The following is a 19,012-nucleotide window of genomic DNA, read 5'->3' on the forward strand; positions in this document are numbered from 1 at the left end:
TACGTGCGGCCGACTGCTGATGACGCCAAGGCACGAGCCGGCCGATCGCCTAACGCGCTCGTCAAATCTGCTTGGGAATGATGATCGAACTCGGGCATTGCACGGTCGGCCCCGTATCGCTGATCGGCACGACCTGCCCGTTCGTTTTTATCTCGGTGCTCACGGTGCTGTGGTTACCGAGCTGCAGTTCGCCGTACCCAACCGTGAACTTGCTGCCGCCAGTAATGCTTGTGTTGATCATTTGGATGCCCTTATCGGCCGACGTCGGCTCACCCATCAGGTCGTTCGCGAGGCCTACGATCGCGCCTTGCGTCGTCGCCCCTGTTGCGATGACGTTGTTTATCGTCACGTTCGCAATGATGGGCGGCATTCCTCCGGTACCCGATGCATAAGCGTACGTGAACAGGAACGGCTGCACGACACTGCTCATGCATGTGTTCAAGTACTTCACGCCCGTGGTTGCGCCACTGTCCTTCGTGGTTTCATCGGTCTTGATCCGGTAGCCGTAATCTGTCTTGAAAAATTGCACCGTATCCACCGTGACCTGCGAAACGCCGGGCTTGGCGATCGTGTTGCCGGCTGCTTCCTGGCCGCCGATGGATATGCCGTGCCCGCCGCCGACCACGCAATGGTTGATATTGACGTTCGACGTCGCCACGCTGCCTGCATTGGACTTGATCGCGACGTCGTCGTCGCCGGTATCGAGCAGGCAGTTGCGGATATTTGCCGTCTGCGTGCCGATGATGTCGATCGCATCGGTGTTTGGCGCGAGATTTTGCCCGCTGCTGTTCTTGGCCGGATTAGCGTAAATCCACACGCCATCTATCGTCACGTTCGACGAGCCGGACTCGATGACGAGTTGTTCCTTTGGCGAATTGCGGATAATGAGCGCGTTGGTCGGATCATTCGTAGACGTGGGGAATGTCACGATCGATTGCGGCTGGCCCGCGTCGGTGAAGTTCGATCCGACCTTGATATTCGTCCCGGTGATCTTGATCAGCTTCGGTCGCGCGGTGTTGCTCTTGCCTACGGCGCTGGGCCAGTACGCCTGACCATCGCCGTCGATTGCGCCGGTGCCGGTGATCGTTAGATTGTCGACTTTGTCGCCAACCAGCATCGCGCTGTCGGAAGGCTGCGATGGGCTGCCCTTCAGCGTGAATCCTTTCTCGAGCTTCAGCACGAGATTGCTCGCGAGGTTGACAGTCGTGATGACGGCCGTCGAGATGCCGTTATTTGCGGTCAGGTCGACCAGACCAACACTTCCGTTCGCTCCCGCGCACTTGTTGATCGCTGCCTGAAGGTTTGCGGTATTCGTATCCGCCGACGAGGTCCATTGTGGAGTACTACAAGTCGCGGCATGCGCGCTCGGTAGTGAAAATGCACTGGCGAATAGCGCAAAGGAAACGACCGCGCTGAATGGGAATTTCGATTTCATGACATCTCCGTGAGTTGTTAATTAAGTTGCGAGTGCCAAAGCGCGAGTTTAGAGAGAACACGATCGCTCGCGGTTGTACGATATCATGCGACGACGGACGTGAAAGTAGGGTTTACTCTTGAAATAAGCAGGAACTCAGGGCGGAACCGAGGCCACCGAAGTAAGCGCATAATTGAGATAAGACGTCAGATGAAGAGGCGAGATGATTATCGGTGGCGAGTCGCACTCGCGGGCCGACGCTCGATAATGAGAAAAATGCCGTTCACCTTTCCGATTTCTATCGCCGATTAAAACTAAGTCTTGAAGCTAAGTGTTCATGCAAAATGGATTTAAAATTCCGAGCCATAGGGCAAGCGCGAGCGCGTCATCTGTTTGGCGACTGACACCTTTGTTCTAGGAGTCATTGTAGGTAGGGGGCGGTGACAGTTTCTGGCACCATTCAAGTGGCGCTTCTCTTAACGACATCGTCGGGCATCGTCTCAATCAGTCTGCGCGACGGGTCGAACGGGCAATTGCGCGACTAATCCTCCAGGCGTTTCGGCAGTTCGGTGGCGAGTACATCGATAGCCAGACGTGAGCGCAGAGGGAGGTACTGCGCGGCCGGCCAAACGGCGTAGCACTCTATGACGGCTGTGGGCCGATGTCCCCAGATCTCGACCAACTCGCCGCATCGCATCCGGTCGCGAATCAGCCAGTAGGGAAGCCAAGCCAGACCCATGCCGTCGGCGGCGGCATCGGCAATCGCCTCAAGATCGTCGAAACGCAATCGGGAAGTGGGCTGAAAATCGACAAGCGCATCTGTCGCGTCAGGAAGCAGCCAGATCAAACCGTGCTCGTTGCGCCAGTAGGGGAGCAGGTCGTGCTTCGCCAGGTCCGCCAGCGTGTGCGGTTCGCCCCTTGTTGCGAGATAGGCAGGCGACGCACAGAGAACCTTGCGCTGGTTGACCAGACGACGCGCGCGCAGCGTAGCGCCATTACCCGCCACGCCGTTGCGCACGGCCAAGTCGAATCCTTCAGCGATCACGTCGACCTGTCGATCGCTGAAGTTCAATTCCAGTTCGAGCTTGGGATGCTCGCGCGCGTACGCTCGAAGAACTGGGGCGACGCAATAACGACCGAACAGGGTGGGAAGCGTTACACGCAACTTTCCAATCACTTCGCGGCGCCCGTTTTCGAGCATGATTTCCGCAGCGCGCAACTCTTCGATCGCTCGAAGGCAGCGCTCGTAGTATTGCTGTCCGTCTTCGGTAAGGCACTGATTCCTGGTTGTGCGCTGAAACAACTGCACACCCAGCCGCTCCTCCAGACGCGCGATAGCCTTGCCAACCGCCGAGCGCGTCAGCGACAGCCGCTCACCGGCTCTGGCAAAGCCGCCGGCGTCGACGACCTCGACGAACAATTGCACCCCATCGAATCTGTCACGCACCGGTCTGCTCGTACGATTGTAGAAATTTAGGAAGCATATAGGAGAATTATTTCCGCCAACGTTTCTTCAAATTCTACTTTAAAGTAATCCACCGGCAACGAGATTCTCAGCGCGCTTGAGAAGCGCTGCCCATTCAACCAACTCCCGGGAAGCGCAAACCCTCAAGGCAAGGACAAAAGGTGTTGATTTCAATCGTGCATGACAGTGGCTACGGCCACACCGCGCGAGTGGCTAAGGCCGTCGCGGAAGGCGTTGGACAGGTCCACGGGGCCGAGGCGAAGTTGTTTGCGGTCGCCGATGGCGTCGATTGGCCAACGCTCGAAGCGAGCGACGCGATCATCTTCGGCTCGCCGACCTATAACGGCATGATCAGCGCCCGGCTCAAGCAGTTCTTCGAGGATTCCACGAAGGCTGCATGGACCGAGCTCAAGTGGCGTGACAAGATCGCCGCGGGGTTCACCAACTCCGGGGCGCAGCACGGCGACAAGCTGAATTCGCTGGTATCGATGGCCCTATTTGCCGCACAACACGGGATGATCTGGGTCGGCCTCGACCTCATGCCCGGCAACAACAGCAGCACGTCCAGCCCTGATGATTTGAACCGGCTGGGCAGCTGGCTGGGTGTCATGACCCATGCGAACGTGGATCAGGCACCCGATGTAGCACCTCCCGCAAGCGATCTGACGACAGCCCAGTACCTCGGTCGCCGCGTGGCGACGATAGTCGGCCGCTTCCAGCCCGCCTGAACCGATTCGCACCGCTTAAGGAAAACCAACGATGAAACTGCTCTGCCTCGATGTCCCCCAGCCGGGCGCCAGCCTCGAGAAATACCAGCCGCACATGCAGGAAGAAGTCCGCCATTCGTGGCAGATGTACAAAGGGGGCATCATCCGCGACATCTATTTTCGACAGGACCGCCCCGGTGTCGCCATCATCGCGGAAGCCGAGTCTGTCGAGGCCGCAAAGAGGGCGCTTGCCGAGTTCCCACTGGCCAAGGCAGGACTGATCGGCTGGGACGTCATCCCGCTTGGCCCCTTCACGAACTGGGAAGCGCTGTTCACTCCCGGCAATGCCTGAGCTTGGACTACGAATGTCTCACGTCCCGTCGTATCACCGCCTATGACATGAACGGGTCATCCATCCACTGTGGTCGCGCGACGCGCGACGAGGACCGCACTTCATGAATGCAAAGGGCTTCGCAGCTCATTCGGCGACCGATCCGCTCCAACATTTCGCCTTCGAGCGGCGCGCTCCTCGGTCCGACGATGTCGTGATCGATATCCTCTATTGCGGCGTCTGTCATACCGATCTGCACTTAGCGCGCAACCACGGCGGCTTCACCATCTATCCGATCGTGCCGGGTCACGAGATCGTCGGACGCGTGCGCGAAGTCGGCGAGAACGTGACTCGCTTCAAGGTGGGCGACATGGTCGGCGTCGGCTGCATGGTCGATTCCTGCCAGCACTGCCAACCTTGTCTGAAAGGATGGGAGCAAGACTGCGTGGAGGGTTCGACGTTCAGTTACAACAGCGTCGATCGGCAGGACGGCACTATCACGTATGGAGGCTACTCGGACGCCATCGTCGTGCGTGACAAGTTTGTGCTGTCTCTCCCCGACGGCTTGGATCCAGCAGCCGCGGCACCGCTCCTTTGCGCCGGTATCACGACATGGTCGCCGCTGGTTCATTGGAATGTCGGCGCGGGGAGCAAGGTCGCGGTCATCGGGCTCGGCGGGCTCGGTCACATGGCCTTGAAATTGGCCAGGGCGCTCGGTGCCGATGTCACGCTGTTCACGCGTTCGACGGGCAAGGAAGACGACGCGGTTCGCCTCGGTGCCGATCACGTCGTGCTGTCGAACGACCCCGAACAGATGAAGGCCGTTGCCGGCCGCTTCGACGTGATCATCGACACGGTCCCCTATGATCACGACGTCAATGACTACATGCCGACGCTCGCGGTGGAGGGCGTATTGGTGCTCGTGGGCTACATGGGGCCGCTCAGCACCCCTGTGAATGCCGGTTCTGTAGTGCGTGGCCGCAGGGCCATCTCCGGCTCATTCATCGGCGGCTTGCGCGAAACCCAGCAAATGCTCGATTTCTGCGGCGAGCATGGAATCGTCTCGGACGTCGAGATCATTCCTATCCAGAAGATCAATGAAGCCTATGAGCGTATGTTGAAAAGCGACGTGAAATATCGCTTCGTCATCGACATGGCTTCACTCAAAGCTTAAGGACCGTGCGCATGAACAGCACCCGCATCAAGCCAATTCTGTGCGTGGTAACCAGCCATCCGATCCGCGGCGATTCTGGCGAGCCGACCGGCTTTGCGATGGTCGAATTGACGCATCCTCTGGCCGTGTTCAAAGAAGCCGGCATCCCGGTAGAAATCGCTTCGATTCGTGGCGGCCACCCGCCAATCGATTTCTTCGATCTGTCGGACCCGGTCAATGATCGCTACTGGAAGAACAAGCGTTTCCGCGACGAGCTTGCCCATTCGCTGGTGCTCAGCGATCTCGATCCATCGCGCTATTCGGCCGTTTTCTTCGCCGGCGGCCACGGCACGATGTGGGACTTCGCCGATAGCCCGGCCGTGCAAAAAGTCATTCGCGAGATCTGGGAAGCCGGCGGCATCGTCTCGGCGGTCTGTCACGGACCGGCTGCGCTGGTGAACGCGACGCTGTCGGACGGCAGCTACCTTGTGGCCGGCAAGAAGCTTGCTTGTTTCACCGACGAGGAGGAAGCCGAGGTCAACTACACCAAGGTCGTGCCCTATCTGCTGGCAAGCACTTTAAAGCAGCGCGGTGCGCTGCACCGTCCTGCTGCTAACTGGAGCGAGAACGTCGTCGTCGATGGCCGTCTCGTGACCGGCCAGAATCCCCGCCTCGGCACACGGCGTTGGCCAGGCGGTTGTCAGCCAGCTCAACGTTGACCAGGCGACCTGAAGGCGGAGCTGATCATCGATCGCGCTGACGGCACGCGCTGCTGCGATGTGCACCACACCGCGCGACGAAACAGGAGATGCAGCATGATCAAGCGCAAACTCGGCCAAGGGCTGGAAGTGTCGGCCTTGTCTCTCGGGGCTATGGGCTACGGCAAGGCGCGGGAATTGCCTGACCGTGCGGAGATGATCGCTCTCATCCGCACCGCCGTCGAGCGCGGCATGGACTTCTTCGATACCGCGGAAGTCTATGGCCCCTGGACCAATGAAAAGATGGTCGGCGAAGCGCTCGCACCTGTGCGTAACAAGGTCAAGATCGCGACCAAGTTCGGTTGGGACATCGACCAGGACACGGGCGAACACCGGGGCGGAGTCAACAGCAAGCCGGCTCAGATCCGCCGCTCCATCGAGGGCAGCTTGCGCCGCCTGCGCACGGACCATATCGATCTGTATTATCAGCACCGGGTCGATCCCGAAGTGCCGATGGAAGACGTCGCCGGCACAGTGAAAGATTTGATAGCCGAGGGCAAGGTGCTGTGGTTCGGCATGTCGGAGGCGAGTGTCCAGTCGATTCGCCGCGCGCATGCGGTTCAGCCGCTTGCCGCGTTGCAGAGCGAGTATTCGCTGTGGACGCGCGAGCCAGAGGCGGAAGTCATCCCGACGCTCGAAGAGCTGGGCATCGGGCTGGTGCCGTACAGCCCGCTCGGCAAGGGTTTCCTGACGGGGAAGATCGACGTCAACACGACGTTCGAGAGCTCCGATATCCGTGCGCAGACGCCGCGGTTTGCCGAAGAGGCGCGCGCCGCGAACCAAAAGTTGGTGGATCTCATCCGGAGGATCGGGGAGAAACACGGCGCGACACCGGCGCAGATAGCGCTCTCCTGGCTGCTGGCACGAAAGCCGTGGATCGTGCCGCTGTTCGGCACGCGCAAGCTCGAACGCTTCGAGGAGAACATCGGTGCGCTGAACGTCAGGCTCGATCAGGACGACCTCGACGAGATCGAGCAGGCCAACATTGTCATCCAGGGCGCGCGCTACCCGGACGCCATGCTGCGCTTTTCCGGGCTGTAGGGTCAGCGCTATTTCCAACACCGGCAGCCAGGATGCGGCGACATTCGCGCATCCGATAGTCCGATCAAGCAGCGCGTTGAGCCACGGCAGGGTACAGGATCGATAGTTCGTCGACGCGTTTTGCCGAGCCAAACTGGCTTCGCATCCGTTCGAGAATCGATCGAGTTTCGTTGGCGATCATCAAGGGAGCGCCAATTCGGCTGCCGTACAAGCAGCCTTCCTGTAGATGTCCTGCGGCTTCGTCGATAGACGCTGTACCGGGGCGCTGTCCTTCGATCAGTTCGTGAAAGATGTTCCGTGACGCTGTACTCCAACCCGAACTGCTATACAGGACCTCAGCCATATCTTCCAGTCGGAGGCCATAATTTAAACCGGTTGCGATGCATTCGTAAGACACTGCGCGGCATTGCGAAGAAACAATGCTGACGATCATTGTCAGGAGTTCGTCCTGGTTTTTTTCTTCTGGAACTGCCACGGAAGTATTCGAGCTGGCAGTGATGGTCGTTGCGGCCATCGACGCGATGACGTTGACCATGTCCTCAAGACGCGCTCCCGGACCGTGCAAGTTAGCCCCTATCTGTAGAAGACCCTGCACGATGCTGGTTATCGGCATAGGACTGCTATGTTTCATGCCGAGCGACAGCGCCTGATAAACATCTTTCAACATCAGCGACAGCGCGAAATCAGTCGATGCCTTGCCTTGCATCAGCGCCGGCAGCATACGCTCGGTAATTTGACATTGCGCTTCGCTATGTGCGAGACGATCAGACATCTGCCCGAGCGTTAAGCCTGCTTTTCTACCGAAGGCCAAAACCTCGAGCGTGCCAAGCCGACAACCCGCGTTCATCGCGTTGTTGACGGTTTTCATGGCTTGGCCGTCCCCAACTCTAGACCCGCAGCGGAAGATCTTTTCGGTGATAGCCCGCAGGGCCTGCTCGGCCTTGGAGAGAACGTCATCGGGCCCCGACACCATGAGATTCGCGTTGCCGCTGGGAACGATTTGAGGACTTGCCGATACGGCTGCATCCATCATTAGCACACCAACTTGTGAGAGCGTGGTCGCAATTTCCCGGGTTTCATCCGGCACGCCGCTTGTCTGGTCAACGACAATTTTGCCAGGTGTCAGCCCTGCCGCGAGTCCGTCCGGAGCGAACACTACTTTCTTAACATCGGCGCTGCGCGGCAGGCATAGGAAGACAACGTCGGAACGTTTCGCGAGCTCCATGGCGGTTGGCGCCACGCTCGCTCCCTCATCGGCCAGTTTTCTTGCCGCCACCGCATTGATGTCCCATACCGTCAGTTGGTGGTCTTGTAGAAACCGGCGTGCAAGCTGTCCGCCAAGCGCTCCAAGCCCTATGTATCCTATGTTCATTGTCGCCTCACATGGTGGTTTGGTGGTATCTATCCGGTCGGGGTATCTTCGGCCGAGATCCCGCGATGGACGCTCGCGCGTCAGCAGTGTGATCGTAGCATGTGTGCCGATGCTAAATACGCGTTTCGGTTAGTGGAACTGACGAGTCATTGACCGATATGCAGATCGAACCGCGTTGCCGCATGGAAGTCGGCCCATTTCCTCGTATCTCGAGCCACATAGTCCTGGACTGATTGCGGCGTGCTGATGCCGGGCTCGTACCCGAGCTTGTGCATGTAGGCGACGGTCTCGGGCATGCGGGAGACAGCATTGATTGCGTCGTTGAGCTGTCGGGTGATGTCCACGGGAAGACCCTTAGGACCGACCAGCACGTAATAGGTATAGGGGTCGACGTTTTCCAAACCGGGGATTCTCGCCTCTCCAAGCGTTGGAACATTCGGCAAGGAATCGATACGTCTTTTTCCAGTGACGGCCAGGGCCCGCACCATCCCGCTCTGAATGGCGGGCAGCGCTCCCTGGACTGGCGTCATCCCGATCTGCACCGAGCCGGACAGCAGTGCCGTGACGATCTCGGCATCTGCTTTGAAGGGGATGTGTGTCATGCGGATCCCGGCGAGGTTCGAGAGATATTCCATCTGGATGTGGCTGGCTGAGCCGATGCCGGAGGATCCAAAGTTCAGCAATCCGGGGCGGGCCTTGCAGTACCTCACGAGATCAGCAATGTCAGAAACCGGCAGAGAGCGGCTCGCGACGATCACGCCCGGCGCTTCTCCCACCAGCCCAATGAACGAGAAGTCCTTCTGTGGGTCATAGGGGAGGTCGTTCTGCAGCGCAGGATACTGCGATGCCGCGCTGCCGGTGATGAGGAACAACGTATAACCGTCGGCGGAGGCGGCCTTGAGAGTTCGGATCGCAATCATCTGATATGCCCCGGGGCGGTTCTCAACATAAACGTTCGTTCGTAGGACGTCGCCGAGCTTCGACGCGTAATAGCGGGCAATCGTATCCGTGGCGCCGGCGGCATTAAAACCGACAAGTAGTCTGATAGGCCGGGACGGGTAGCTACTCTCTGCGCGAGCGGGCGCTGGGCATACCACGACTGCGCAGAGCCACATAAACGTTGCAAGTAGTGGCTTGATAACCGACACAATCGGGTTCCTCCGCACGTCATCCTCCGGTCTTGAATTGCCAACAAAGGCGTATGATTCGCACTGTACATCGACTATAATGGTACTCGTTCCAATAGATGGAACTGGACCACTGGGCGAGAGAATTCGTGGCTCCATAGAGAACCCGGCGTTCCGATTGGCTGATCCAAGGCTTGCGGTGCTGAGATAGGGGCGGACGTTCTCACGCGAATCGCAACCTCAAGGCGGAAGAATTGGAAATTCGACAGCTTCGGTATTTTGTGCAGGTCGTCCAGAGCGGCAGCATGGGACGAGCTGCCATTGAGCTCGATGTCGTCACTTCCGCTTTGAGCCAGCAGATCAGCCGTCTGGAAGGCGAGCTCTCCGTACGACTCTTGAAGCGCAGCAAGAATGGTGTGCAGCCGACCAACGCAGGGCTGGCCTTGTGGCACAAAGCGCAGTTGATTTTGCGAATGACCGACGATGCTGCCAAGGCAGCGCAATCGGGGCGTCTGTCGGGCGAGGCGTCGGTAGGGCTTGCGCCGAGCACTTCCGGAGTGCTCGCACTGCCGTTCCTACGGGAGATGAAGTCGAGGTATCCGGAGATCGCGGTTCGAATCATCGAAAGCCTGTCGGGAAACCTTGAATCGTTATTGTCATCGCGGCAAATCGACGTGGCGATCATCTTCGGGGCTGCGAAGACGAGGCGCGTGCAGGCCGCGCCATTGCTGGCGGAGCAGCTTTACTCGATATCGGCCCAAGCCTTGCCGATGCCAGCGGACCCTTGCGGCTATGACATTTCCGAGCTGGCCCAATTTCCTTTGATTCTTCCCAGCAGCCCTCACGGGTTGCGTTCGCTCGTTGATGCCGCTTTTGCAAGGGAGGGACGGGTCGCGAACGTGGAAACGGAGATAGATGGTCTCGGAACACTCATGCAAGCGGTCAGCAGCGGGATGGGAGTGACGATACAGCCGGCGGCTGCGCTTGAACGGTGTAAGGGATCGAAGTTGTACACCGTGCCGATACTCGCAGCAACGCTAAGCCGCACCAATCTCGTCGGATCGCTTGCGGATGACGAGCTGACCCCATCGGGTCTCGCCGCGCGTCTCGTGCTGAGGGAGGTCGCGTTGAAACTGATCGGGGAAGGAAGTTGGCTAGGCGTCACAGCCTTGACCTAGTCCAACGCCCATGAAAGAGAGGCCGAAAGCATGCGGGCAAACTTTTCGACCGAGCCGGGTGCAACAAGGAGCTCGCTATGCGCAGCGGGCAACAAATGCGGGAGGTGACCACATGAAAGAGACGATGCGCTCCGTTCAACGCATACTTGCAGTGTTCGAGAGCTTCACCGTTGACAGAACAAGCCTCAAGCTGCAGGAGATCGCCGATAACATAGCGCTTCCCAAGTCAACTGTGTTCCGGATCGTTCAAAGCCTCGAGAAAGCGGGATATCTGGTGCGGCTCGAGGATCAGCAGTACTGCCTGTCATTTCAATTTACGCGCTTGGCGGGCAACGTCCGGAGCACACTGGGCATTCGTGAGATATCCCGGCCGATCCTGCTGCAACTGGCCGATCAGACACGAGAAACGGCCTCGCTACACGCGCTCTCAGGCAGCTATCGGATCTGCATTGACGCGGTCGCGACGGTTTCCGCACCTCTCAGGATGGTCGCCCAGCCCGGAGAGCAGGTGCCGCTAATTGCTGGGGCTGCATCAAAGGTTTTGATGGCACATCTGCCGCCAGACAAGCTCTCGGCACTGATCGTTGACGTTGCGCGAGCGACAAAGCGATCGAGGGGCGAACTTGAGGACGAGTTGAAGCGGATTCGCAGCCAGGGGTTTGCCGTATCCCACGGGGAGCGTCTTCTCGGCATCTCAGCGATTTCGGCTCCGATTTACGATGCGGGCGATCAGGTCAGGTATTGCATTTCCGTGGGCGCGCCGACGATTCGCATGCGAGTCAACGAGGCGTGCGTCGTCACTAGCCTTCTCACGGCTGCGGCTGATATTTCGCGCCAGTTTGGCGCGGCAGCGATCGACTTGCAGGACGATACGCAATTCCTTACGAAAAGTACGGGTGTAACGACCCATCGCCTCGCCGGCTGAACTGGGTGAGCTGCGCGTCTATCAGTTTCGTTCAATGGAATCGATGCTGTTGATCGGAACGCGTGCTAAGATCGGCCCTGTTCTTCAATGGGCGGAGCGTGCACGAATCGAGGTTACCGAACCGTCGAAATGCGCTTCGGGGAGGTCTTGGCCAGGCACCGCTCGCTACGTGGAAAATCTGGTGACGGGAGGTAGGCGATGTCTGAACAAGCTTCAGTTGAATACAGCGTAATTGAGGGCGTAGCAGTCGTAACACTGAGCAATCCTCCGGTGAATGCTTTGGCACCTGGAATGCGTGAAGGCCTGATTGAGTCCCTTGATCGGGCCAACGCAGACATTGCGGTCAAGGGAATCGTGGTCACCGGAGCAGGTCGCAACTTCGTCGCAGGGGCCGATATCCGGCAGTTTGGGAAGGAACGGAAAGTTTCTTCGTCAGTGAGCACAGCGGTCCTTGATGCGAGCCGAAAGCCAGTCGTCGCGGTGATCCGCGGGTATGCATTGGGGGCCGGCCTCGAACATGCACTTGCATGCCACTACCGATTCGCCACCGCGGACGCAAAGCTTGGGCTCCCGGAGGTGAAAATCGGAATTATCCCGGCTGGAGGAGGGACGCAACGCCTCACCCGACTCGTGGGCCCGAAAGCTGCGATCGATATCATCACGAGCGGCCGGCATGTTTCTGCCAGAAATGCGTTAGAACTTGGCCTCATTGATCGTATCGTCCCCGACGATGGTGCGCTTGCGGAAGCTATCGATTTCGTGAAATCTCTGCCGGAAGGACAGGGCATCCGTCGGGTTCGCGACATGAACGGGCAGATCGAGTACGCGAAGGCCAACCCGGATGATTGGACAAGTGCTCGTGACGAAGCCGCATCGAAGGCGCGGTTCGTACAGGCGCCACACAGCGCGTTGGCGTGTATTGAAATGGCGGTGAATGGCTCATTCGAAGAGGGCCTTGCGCTCGAGCAGTCGCTATTTGCGGAACTCGAAAGCTCGGAGGAAGCGAAGGCGCTGCGGTATGCGTTCTTTGCCGAGCGAGAGGCTGCCAGGATCCCGGGCAAACCTGATCACTACAAGGGCGAAGCGGTTCGGAGCGCGGCGGTGATTGGCGCCGGAACAATGGGCGGAGGGATCGCCATCTGTTTCGCCGACGCCCGAATTCCCGTGAAGGTTCTCGAGGCGAGTCAGGAGGCCCTTGATCGTGGCATGCAGAAGATCCGGGACACCTACGCGGCCAAGGTGAGGCGCGGCAGTCTGACGCAAGGCGAGATGGACGAAAGCCTGGCGTACATCCAACCCGTGACCGACTATGAGCAGATCGGTGACGCCGATGTCGTGATCGAGGCGGTCTTCGAGCGCATCGACCTCAAAAAGGAAGTCTTCGAAAAGATCGATAGCGTCATGAAAGAAGGTGCGCTGTTGTTGACCAATTCCTCTGCTATCGATATCGACACGATGGCGAACGCGACGCGCCGGCCAGCCGATGTAGCCGGAGCTCACTTCTTTGCACCCGCGAATGTGATGAAGCTGTGCGAGGTCGTGCGGGGCACCCTTAGCTCCGTCGAGACTATCCTGCGTACTACAAAGCTCGGTCGCGACCTTAACAAGATCAGTGTGGTAGCAGGGTCCTGCGATGGCTTCGCCGCGAATCGCAGTCGTGCGCCACTCGTCACGGAAGCCATGTTGCTACTGGAAGAAGGCGCCCGGCCGGATCAGATTGATCGCGTCATGAAGGCTTTCGGCTATCCGATGGGTCCGTTTGCGGTCAGTGACCTTTCGGGTCTCGACGTCAGTTACGACACGCGGAAACGGCGCGCTGCCGCAGATCCGGCCTATCGCAAACTGCATGTCCCTGACCGGATGGTTGAACTCGGCCGCAAGGGGCAGAAAAACGGCGCCGGCTGGTACCGATACAACCCCGGAGACCGGAAGCCGATCGTCGACCCCGAGGTCGATGCGATCATTGCAGACGTCGCTCGGGAGCTCGGCGTGGAGCAACGCGAGTTCTCGGACGACGAGATTCTTCACCGCCTGCTTTTCGCTTCGGTCAACGAGGTCTGCAAGATCCTCGAGGATGGAAAAGCATACCGTGCCAGCGACGTCGACGTGATGTGGTTGTATGGGTTCGGATTCCCGCGTCACCGCGGCGGCCTGATGTATTGGGCGGATACCGTCGGGGCACGCAAGGTCGCCGCGCAGGTTGAGGCGTGGCACGAGCAGTTCGGCAAGCGGTGGAGGCCGGCCCGCCTGTTGCTGGAAGCTGCGGCGGCGGGATTCCCGTTGCGTGAGCTGCGAGCGCCGGGCGTCTGATGCTTACCCGCCAATGACCTTCGGTTCGTGAGCAGAGGATCGAAGGTCGTGTCGTTAGAAACAATCCCCGAAGACAGCTTACGTGTCTCCGGGGTCCGGCTTCATGCCTGATTGTTGCGTTAATCGTTGCGTTCCTCGCGCGGGTACTGCAGGACCAATGCCTCGAGTCCTTTTTCGCCGGAGCGGATGGTAAATTTTTCTTCATTCGGCTCGACGACAACCATGGACCAGAGGGGCAGTTCTTCGTCGTTATGCACGAGCGTACCGTTGCCGACAAACACGTAATAGCCAGCAGCGGCTCCAGGATTCGGGCCTTCGACGCTCTGGCCCGCTCCGAGTCGAACGATCTGCGCATGCATGCCGTCCGAGTCGTCCTTCAGAAGCGTCTCCCAAACGGGCTCGGCCCGTTCCTTCAGCACTGGCTCGATCGAGAAGCGCACGCGTTCCGAAGTCAGATGACGACGTTTGCTCGGCTTAAGCCGGTCACGGTATCCCTCCTTGTTCAGATACACCGGTTCCGAGTTGCCGGTGTACATCCGCATCGCGACGAATGACAGGCCTTGTGGACCCGCGACGATCGGGCCGTACGCGGTGTGGTGGTCCTTGAACTGCACCGTCAGCGGCTCGAGCGGCTGTTGCTTGTTCCCGAGCGTGCCGGAGCCCGCGATAAACAGCTGGAACATCGTCACACCATGAAAGTGCGGAACAACCGCCTCGTGCGGCTGCAGTTCTGACATGGTGGCCTGCGGTCCCTCGCCGGCGGCGCTCGAGCTGCGAGGGCCGAAAAACACCGTTCCCCAATGCTGGTTTCCGGTGCCCGGAGAAACCACGATGTCTCTCCTGGAAAGAGCGTCAGCGCCGCTTCGTGTGTAGATCATTGAAAGTCTCCTTGAAACTGCCATCCGTCCGCAGACCGCATCTGCGATGCCTATGCGTTCGCCGGCATCTGGCGAATCACGCGTGGATCGTAGCACGAGTTCTGAAGAACAGCATCGATTCCATTCAATGGAACGAGCAAGGCGAATGAAAAGCATAGGAGCGGTGTTGCCGGGCAGCCTTTCTTGGTTCCGAGGAATGAAACGAATTTCATTGTCGTTGACGTCTTCGGTTGTGAGGTCTACAGTCAGGCTCATCGAGTCACTCGTTGGCGTCGAGGGCCGCGAATGAATCGCCCTGTGCGATAGCAGACTATTTCAGGCAAAACCAGTTGGCAGACGGATCAGAAAATGAACGATTTCAAGCATTTGCTCGAGCCGCGGTCCATCGCGGTGGTCGGGGTTTCGGACGAAGCGGGCCGCCCCGGTTCGCAGGCTGTCCGGGCACTTATCAGCAACGGTTACAAGGGACAGATCTATCCGGTCAACCCGAAATACACGGAGTTCGACGGTCTAAAGTGCTACGGTGCTGTAAGCGACATCGACGCGCAGATAGACTTGGTCGTGATCGGTGTACCGGCTAAGGGTGTTATTCCGGTCCTCAAAGCGTGCGCAGAAAAGTCGGTCCCTTACGTCGTTGTTCTAAGCGGGGGCTTCCGCGAGAGTGGCCCCGAGGGTGTCAAGCGCGAGCGCGAAATGCTGGAAATCGCGAGAGCGGCTGGAATCCGCATCATCGGTCCGAACTGTCTGGGCTTTGCAAACATCCACTCACAAGTGTTCGCCGCGTTCGGAAGCATCACGCGGGAACCTAAGCTGAAGAAGGGGGGAGTGTCCCTCGTCACTCAGAGCGGGGGCTTTGGCTACAGTCTCGCGCTCGCATGTGCTGACGCGGACATCGGATTTCGGCATGTCATCGCCACCGGCAATGAGACGGACGTCGACACGGTGCAGCTAATCGACGCGTTGCTGGGCGATAACGAAACCGAGATCATCCTCGCGTACATCGAAGGTACGAAGGATGGCCGAGCGTTGCTCGATGTCGGCAAGCGCGCGCTCGCGGTCGGCAAGCCGATTCTTCTCTGGAAAGGTGGCGTCACAGAAGAGGGCGCGCGCGCAGCCGCTTCGCATACGGCAAGTATGACTGGCAGCTACGACTTCTATCGTGCGCTCTTCAAGCAGACCGGTATCGTCGAAATCAGGGAGATCCATGAGGCCGTCGACTTCCTGAAGGCTTTCGCTGCAAAGAAATATCCAGCCAACGGCGCAATGGCTGTCATGGGAGTATCGGGCGGCTCGGCCATCGTTTTTGCGGATGCAGGTGAACCGGAAGGGCTTCACCTCGCGAATCTTGCGGAACAAACGGAAAGGCTGCTCGCGGAGGTCGTGCCGAATATCGGGGCGGTGCACAACCCGATCGACCTGACAGCGGGCTATTTTTCCGCGAGCAACCGCGACAAACTCCGCACGGCGATCGAGGTGACACTTGCTGATCCAGGGGTGGATGCTCTATGCGTGAACCTGGCGACGACCGGTAGCGCTGGGAGCACCGCTGCTGCAGAAGTGATTGCTCATGTTGCAAAGGATTCGGCCAAGCCTGTCTGCGTATTCTCGTCCGCTCCTCGCGATCAGATTGCAGATGCCAGCAGACTGCTGGCTGCAGCGGCAGTGCCTCTCTTCCCGTCGCCGTCGCGCGCGGCCAAAGCGCTGGCAGTGCTGACCCGCTATGGCGCCGCACGACGCGAAGCTAAAACGTCTGAATATGGAGAATCAAGCGCTGCGCCGTCGTCGAAAGACGACCTGCGGGGCTGGGCCGGCAAACTGTCCGAAGCGCAATCCAAGGACATCCTTTCGCGAGCTGGTATCCCTGTCACTCGCGACGTGCTGTTGAACGATGCCGACGACAGCTTGCCGGAGCAGTTGTCATGGCCCGTCGTGGTGAAGATCGTGTCTCCCGATATCGCTCACAAAACCGAAATCGGCGGAGTCAAGGTCGGAGTTCGTGACCAGAAAGAACTCGAGTCGGCAATCGCCGAGGTTCGCGCGAACGCGCAGTTTCATGCTCCCGAAGCGCGAATCGAAGGCGTCATCGTGTCCCAGATGGTCAAGGACGGCTTCGAGCTCATCGCAGGTGTAGTGAACGACGAAGTATTCGGGCCAGTCGTGGTGGTCGGAGCGGGTGGGATTTACGCAGAGCTGATGCGTGACTCTTCCTGCCGCCTCGCGCCATTCGATGAAAATATCGCGCGGCAGATGCTCGACGAACTGCGGTGCCGCCCGATCCTGGATGGAGCGAGGGGCAAACCGGCGCTCGACGTCGATGCGACGTCCAAAGCGCTGGCAGCGCTTTCCCGGTTTGCATGGGAGCACCGGGATGCTGTGTCGGAGATAGACGTCAACCCGCTGTTCGTGCTGCCGCAAGGCGTGCTGGCGGCCGACGCGCTGATCGTGCCTATGCCATTCCCGGGCCATTGAAGGGGCAGTCATCGTGAACCTACCGGTAGATTCTTTCATGAGCGACGAAACCGTTCACGCTGAGCGCCACACGGTGACCTTCCAGCCGCTCGATCGCGCACTCGAAGTGCGCCGTGGAGAGAAGATTCTGGCGGCGGCGCTGGCGGCGAATTTTCCTCTGCCGTATAGCTGTCAAAGCGGCGTTTGCGGCTCCTGCAAGGCGAAAGTAATGGCTGGGGTGTGCGAGCATGGCGATGCACAGCTCGCCGGTCTTTCGACCTCGGAGGCGGAGCGGGGCTATGTACTGCTCTGTCAGGCAACGCCAGCATCCGATGTGACGGTCGAATGCCGCACGGTTCCCTCAGTCGAGGGTTATCCGGTCAGGAAGACCGCGTGCCGCGTCGCAGCGCTCGAGCGCCTCGCCGACGACGTCATGCGGATCCGGCTCAAGCTGCCAGCGAACGTGCAATTCAAGTTTCTTCCTGGCCAATACGTGGACCTCCTGATTCCCGGCGGAGTCAGGCGCAGTCTGTCGATAGCGAACTCGCCAGAAGATGAAGGCTTCATCGAACTGCATCTTCGTAACTATGGCGGACCGCTCAGTACCTTCGTATTCGGCAAGATGAAGGAGAACGACCTCCTTCGACTGGAGGGGCCGTTTGGCACGTTCTTCGTGCGCGACGATTCTGACAAGCCAATGATTCTTCTGGCAAGCGGCACCGGGTTCGCTCCCATCAAGTCCATCATCGAGCACGAACTGAAAAAGCAGAGCGGACGCCAGATGACCTTGTACTGGGGCGGCCGGCGACCGCATGACCTTTATTTCGATTCACTCGCGCGATCCTGGTCCCGCCATGGAATCAACTACGTTCCAGTCGTTTCCGATGCCCTATCGGAAGACGGGTGGGCAGGCCGCGCGGGATTCGTTCACGAAGCGGTGATGAAGGACTTTGCGGATCTCTCGTCGTATCAGGTCTACGCATGTGGGGCGCCGGTGGTCGTGCTCTCAGCCAAACGAGATTTTACCGAGCGATGCGCCTTGCCTGAACACGAGTTTTTCGCTGACATTTTCGTGTCGGGCGCAGCCCCGTCCGCCTGATCACGCAAAAACACATTAGGAGTTGGCATGTCGTTCGATGGGCTGCAAATCGGAAAACGGAATTCGCAATTGTGGATTGAGATCGATCGCGCCGAGAAGGCTAATGCCATGACGGTCGACATGATGGAAGCGATGACTTCGGCGATCGTCCACGTCGGTGCTGACGACAGCACGCAGGCGATCGTATTGACAGGGAAGGGCGAGAAGCTTTTCTGTGCGGGCGTGGACGTGCGCGAAAAGTCTCCTGATGGCGACGCTGCACGTCAGCGGGAGAGACGTTCTCGTGCGCTGGCGGCACTGCAGGATTCGGTGATGGTGACGCCGGTTCCAGTCGTCGTTGCGCTGAATGGGCTGGCTGTCGGCGCGGGCGCCATGCTCGCACTGATGGCCGATGGATGTGTCGCTGTTGAGGGGGCGGCGCTCTCTCTTCCGGAAATCGACATTGGGATTGCCACGTTTTCTGGCGCAAACATCCTCACCGTGCTCGGCGGTCGCGCGCTCGCGGCGGACCTCGTCCAGACGGGGCGACGGCTTCCCGCCGCGGACGCGCTCGATCGCGGCCTGATCAGCGCAGTGGTCGACAGAGAAGTACTGGAACAGGCGGCCACGACAATCGCAGAGACCCTGGGCTCCAAAAACCGCGCGGCCTTCGCCGACAACAAACGCTGGATCAATCGGGGCCTGCGTTCCGCGCTCGAGGAGGCGCGCGTGGAGCACGCGCGGCATCGGGGCAAGCTGCAGGAGGCTGGCAAGTGACCTGGCTGGCGAGAGGCAGAAGGTGATCACGAATCTATTCGGAGAGGGAT

At 59.3% G+C, this 19,012-nt stretch carries 15 protein-coding genes and 1 pseudogene; 11 read left to right on the forward strand and 5 right to left on the reverse strand.

The features are described 5' to 3' along the window. Positions 1–61: 61 nt before the first annotated feature. A complete protein-coding gene (locus AB4Y31_RS25615) occupies positions 62–1,435 on the reverse strand; it encodes a glycoside hydrolase family 28 protein (RefSeq protein WP_368676433.1) in 1,374 nt (457 codons plus the stop codon). Between the two features lie 520 nt (positions 1,436–1,955). Beyond that, positions 1,956–2,861: a LysR family transcriptional regulator gene (locus AB4Y31_RS25620; RefSeq protein WP_368676434.1), complete on the reverse strand. Its 906-nt coding sequence runs from the start codon at positions 2,859–2,861 to the stop codon at positions 1,956–1,958. A 179-nt stretch (positions 2,862–3,040) separates the two neighbouring features. Here AB4Y31_RS25620 and AB4Y31_RS25625 point away from each other — a divergent pair, with 179 nt between their 5' ends. From AB4Y31_RS25625 to AB4Y31_RS25645, 5 genes and pseudogenes are all read left to right on the forward strand, one after another. Beyond that, a complete protein-coding gene (locus AB4Y31_RS25625; RefSeq protein WP_368676435.1) occupies positions 3,041–3,607 on the forward strand; it encodes a flavodoxin family protein in 567 nt (188 codons plus the stop codon). A 31-nt stretch (positions 3,608–3,638) separates the two neighbouring features. Beyond that, the gene (locus tag AB4Y31_RS25630; protein ID WP_368676436.1) at positions 3,639–3,938 is read left to right on the forward strand and encodes a superoxide dismutase; all 300 of its coding nucleotides are present in this window, start codon (positions 3,639–3,641) and stop codon (positions 3,936–3,938) included. 103 nt (positions 3,939–4,041) lie between these two features. Beyond that, positions 4,042–5,091 carry an NAD(P)-dependent alcohol dehydrogenase gene (locus tag AB4Y31_RS25635; RefSeq protein WP_368676437.1) on the forward strand — a complete coding sequence of 350 codons (1,050 nt, stop codon included), beginning with the start codon at positions 4,042–4,044 and terminating at the stop codon, positions 5,089–5,091. An 11-nt stretch (positions 5,092–5,102) separates the two neighbouring features. Continuing rightward, a pseudogene (locus AB4Y31_RS25640) lies at positions 5,103–5,802 on the forward strand (type 1 glutamine amidotransferase domain-containing protein). A gap of 83 nt (positions 5,803–5,885) precedes the next feature. Continuing rightward, positions 5,886–6,869, forward strand: coding sequence for an aldo/keto reductase (locus AB4Y31_RS25645; protein ID WP_368676438.1), 984 nt, complete (start codon positions 5,886–5,888; stop codon positions 6,867–6,869). 64 nt (positions 6,870–6,933) lie between these two features. Here AB4Y31_RS25645 and AB4Y31_RS25650 read toward each other — a convergent pair whose 3' ends face one another. Together AB4Y31_RS25650 and AB4Y31_RS25655 are read right to left on the reverse strand one after the other, a co-directional pair. Then, the gene (locus AB4Y31_RS25650) at positions 6,934–8,241 is read right to left on the reverse strand and encodes an NAD(P)-dependent oxidoreductase (RefSeq protein ID WP_368676439.1); all 1,308 of its coding nucleotides are present in this window, start codon (positions 8,239–8,241) and stop codon (positions 6,934–6,936) included. 146 nt (positions 8,242–8,387) lie between these two features. Next, positions 8,388–9,527, reverse strand: coding sequence for a Bug family tripartite tricarboxylate transporter substrate binding protein (locus AB4Y31_RS25655; RefSeq protein WP_368676440.1), 1,140 nt, complete (start codon positions 9,525–9,527; stop codon positions 8,388–8,390). A 95-nt stretch (positions 9,528–9,622) separates the two neighbouring features. On the opposite strand from AB4Y31_RS25655, the gene AB4Y31_RS25660 reads away from it, so the two are divergent. The 3 genes from AB4Y31_RS25660 to AB4Y31_RS25670 all read left to right on the forward strand — a co-directional run bounded on the left by AB4Y31_RS25660 (position 9,623) and on the right by AB4Y31_RS25670 (position 13,781). Next, positions 9,623–10,546: a LysR substrate-binding domain-containing protein gene (locus AB4Y31_RS25660; RefSeq protein WP_368676441.1), complete on the forward strand. Its 924-nt coding sequence runs from the start codon at positions 9,623–9,625 to the stop codon at positions 10,544–10,546. Between the two features lie 112 nt (positions 10,547–10,658). Then, on the forward strand, positions 10,659–11,471 hold the full coding sequence (locus tag AB4Y31_RS25665) for an IclR family transcriptional regulator (RefSeq protein ID WP_368676442.1): 813 nt from the start codon (positions 10,659–10,661) through the stop codon (positions 11,469–11,471). Positions 11,472–11,669: 198 nt separating this feature from the next. Next, complete coding sequence (locus AB4Y31_RS25670) at positions 11,670–13,781, forward strand: 3-hydroxyacyl-CoA dehydrogenase NAD-binding domain-containing protein (RefSeq protein WP_368676443.1); 2,112 nt, start codon at positions 11,670–11,672, stop codon at positions 13,779–13,781. Positions 13,782–13,900: 119 nt separating this feature from the next. Here the strand turns inward: AB4Y31_RS25670 and AB4Y31_RS25675 are convergent, their stop codons facing one another. Next, a complete protein-coding gene (locus AB4Y31_RS25675) occupies positions 13,901–14,914 on the reverse strand; it encodes a hypothetical protein (protein ID WP_368676444.1) in 1,014 nt (337 codons plus the stop codon). 93 nt (positions 14,915–15,007) lie between these two features. Here AB4Y31_RS25675 and AB4Y31_RS25680 point away from each other — a divergent pair, with 93 nt between their 5' ends. From AB4Y31_RS25680 to AB4Y31_RS25690, 3 genes are read left to right on the forward strand one after another with little or no spacing between them, the layout of a single operon-like run. Further along, on the forward strand, positions 15,008–17,128 hold the full coding sequence (locus AB4Y31_RS25680; RefSeq protein ID WP_368676445.1) for an acetate--CoA ligase family protein: 2,121 nt from the start codon (positions 15,008–15,010) through the stop codon (positions 17,126–17,128). A 37-nt stretch (positions 17,129–17,165) separates the two neighbouring features. Continuing rightward, on the forward strand, positions 17,166–18,206 hold the full coding sequence (locus tag AB4Y31_RS25685) for a CDP-6-deoxy-delta-3,4-glucoseen reductase (protein WP_368676446.1): 1,041 nt from the start codon (positions 17,166–17,168) through the stop codon (positions 18,204–18,206). A 27-nt stretch (positions 18,207–18,233) separates the two neighbouring features. Next, positions 18,234–18,962, forward strand: a complete 729-nt coding sequence (locus AB4Y31_RS25690; protein WP_368676447.1) for an enoyl-CoA hydratase/isomerase family protein — start codon at positions 18,234–18,236, stop codon at positions 18,960–18,962. Positions 18,963–19,012 lie beyond the last annotated feature (50 nt).

The organism is Trinickia sp. EG282A (assembly GCF_040965455.1).
GTDB lineage: Bacteria > Pseudomonadota > Gammaproteobacteria > Burkholderiales > Burkholderiaceae > Trinickia > Trinickia symbiotica.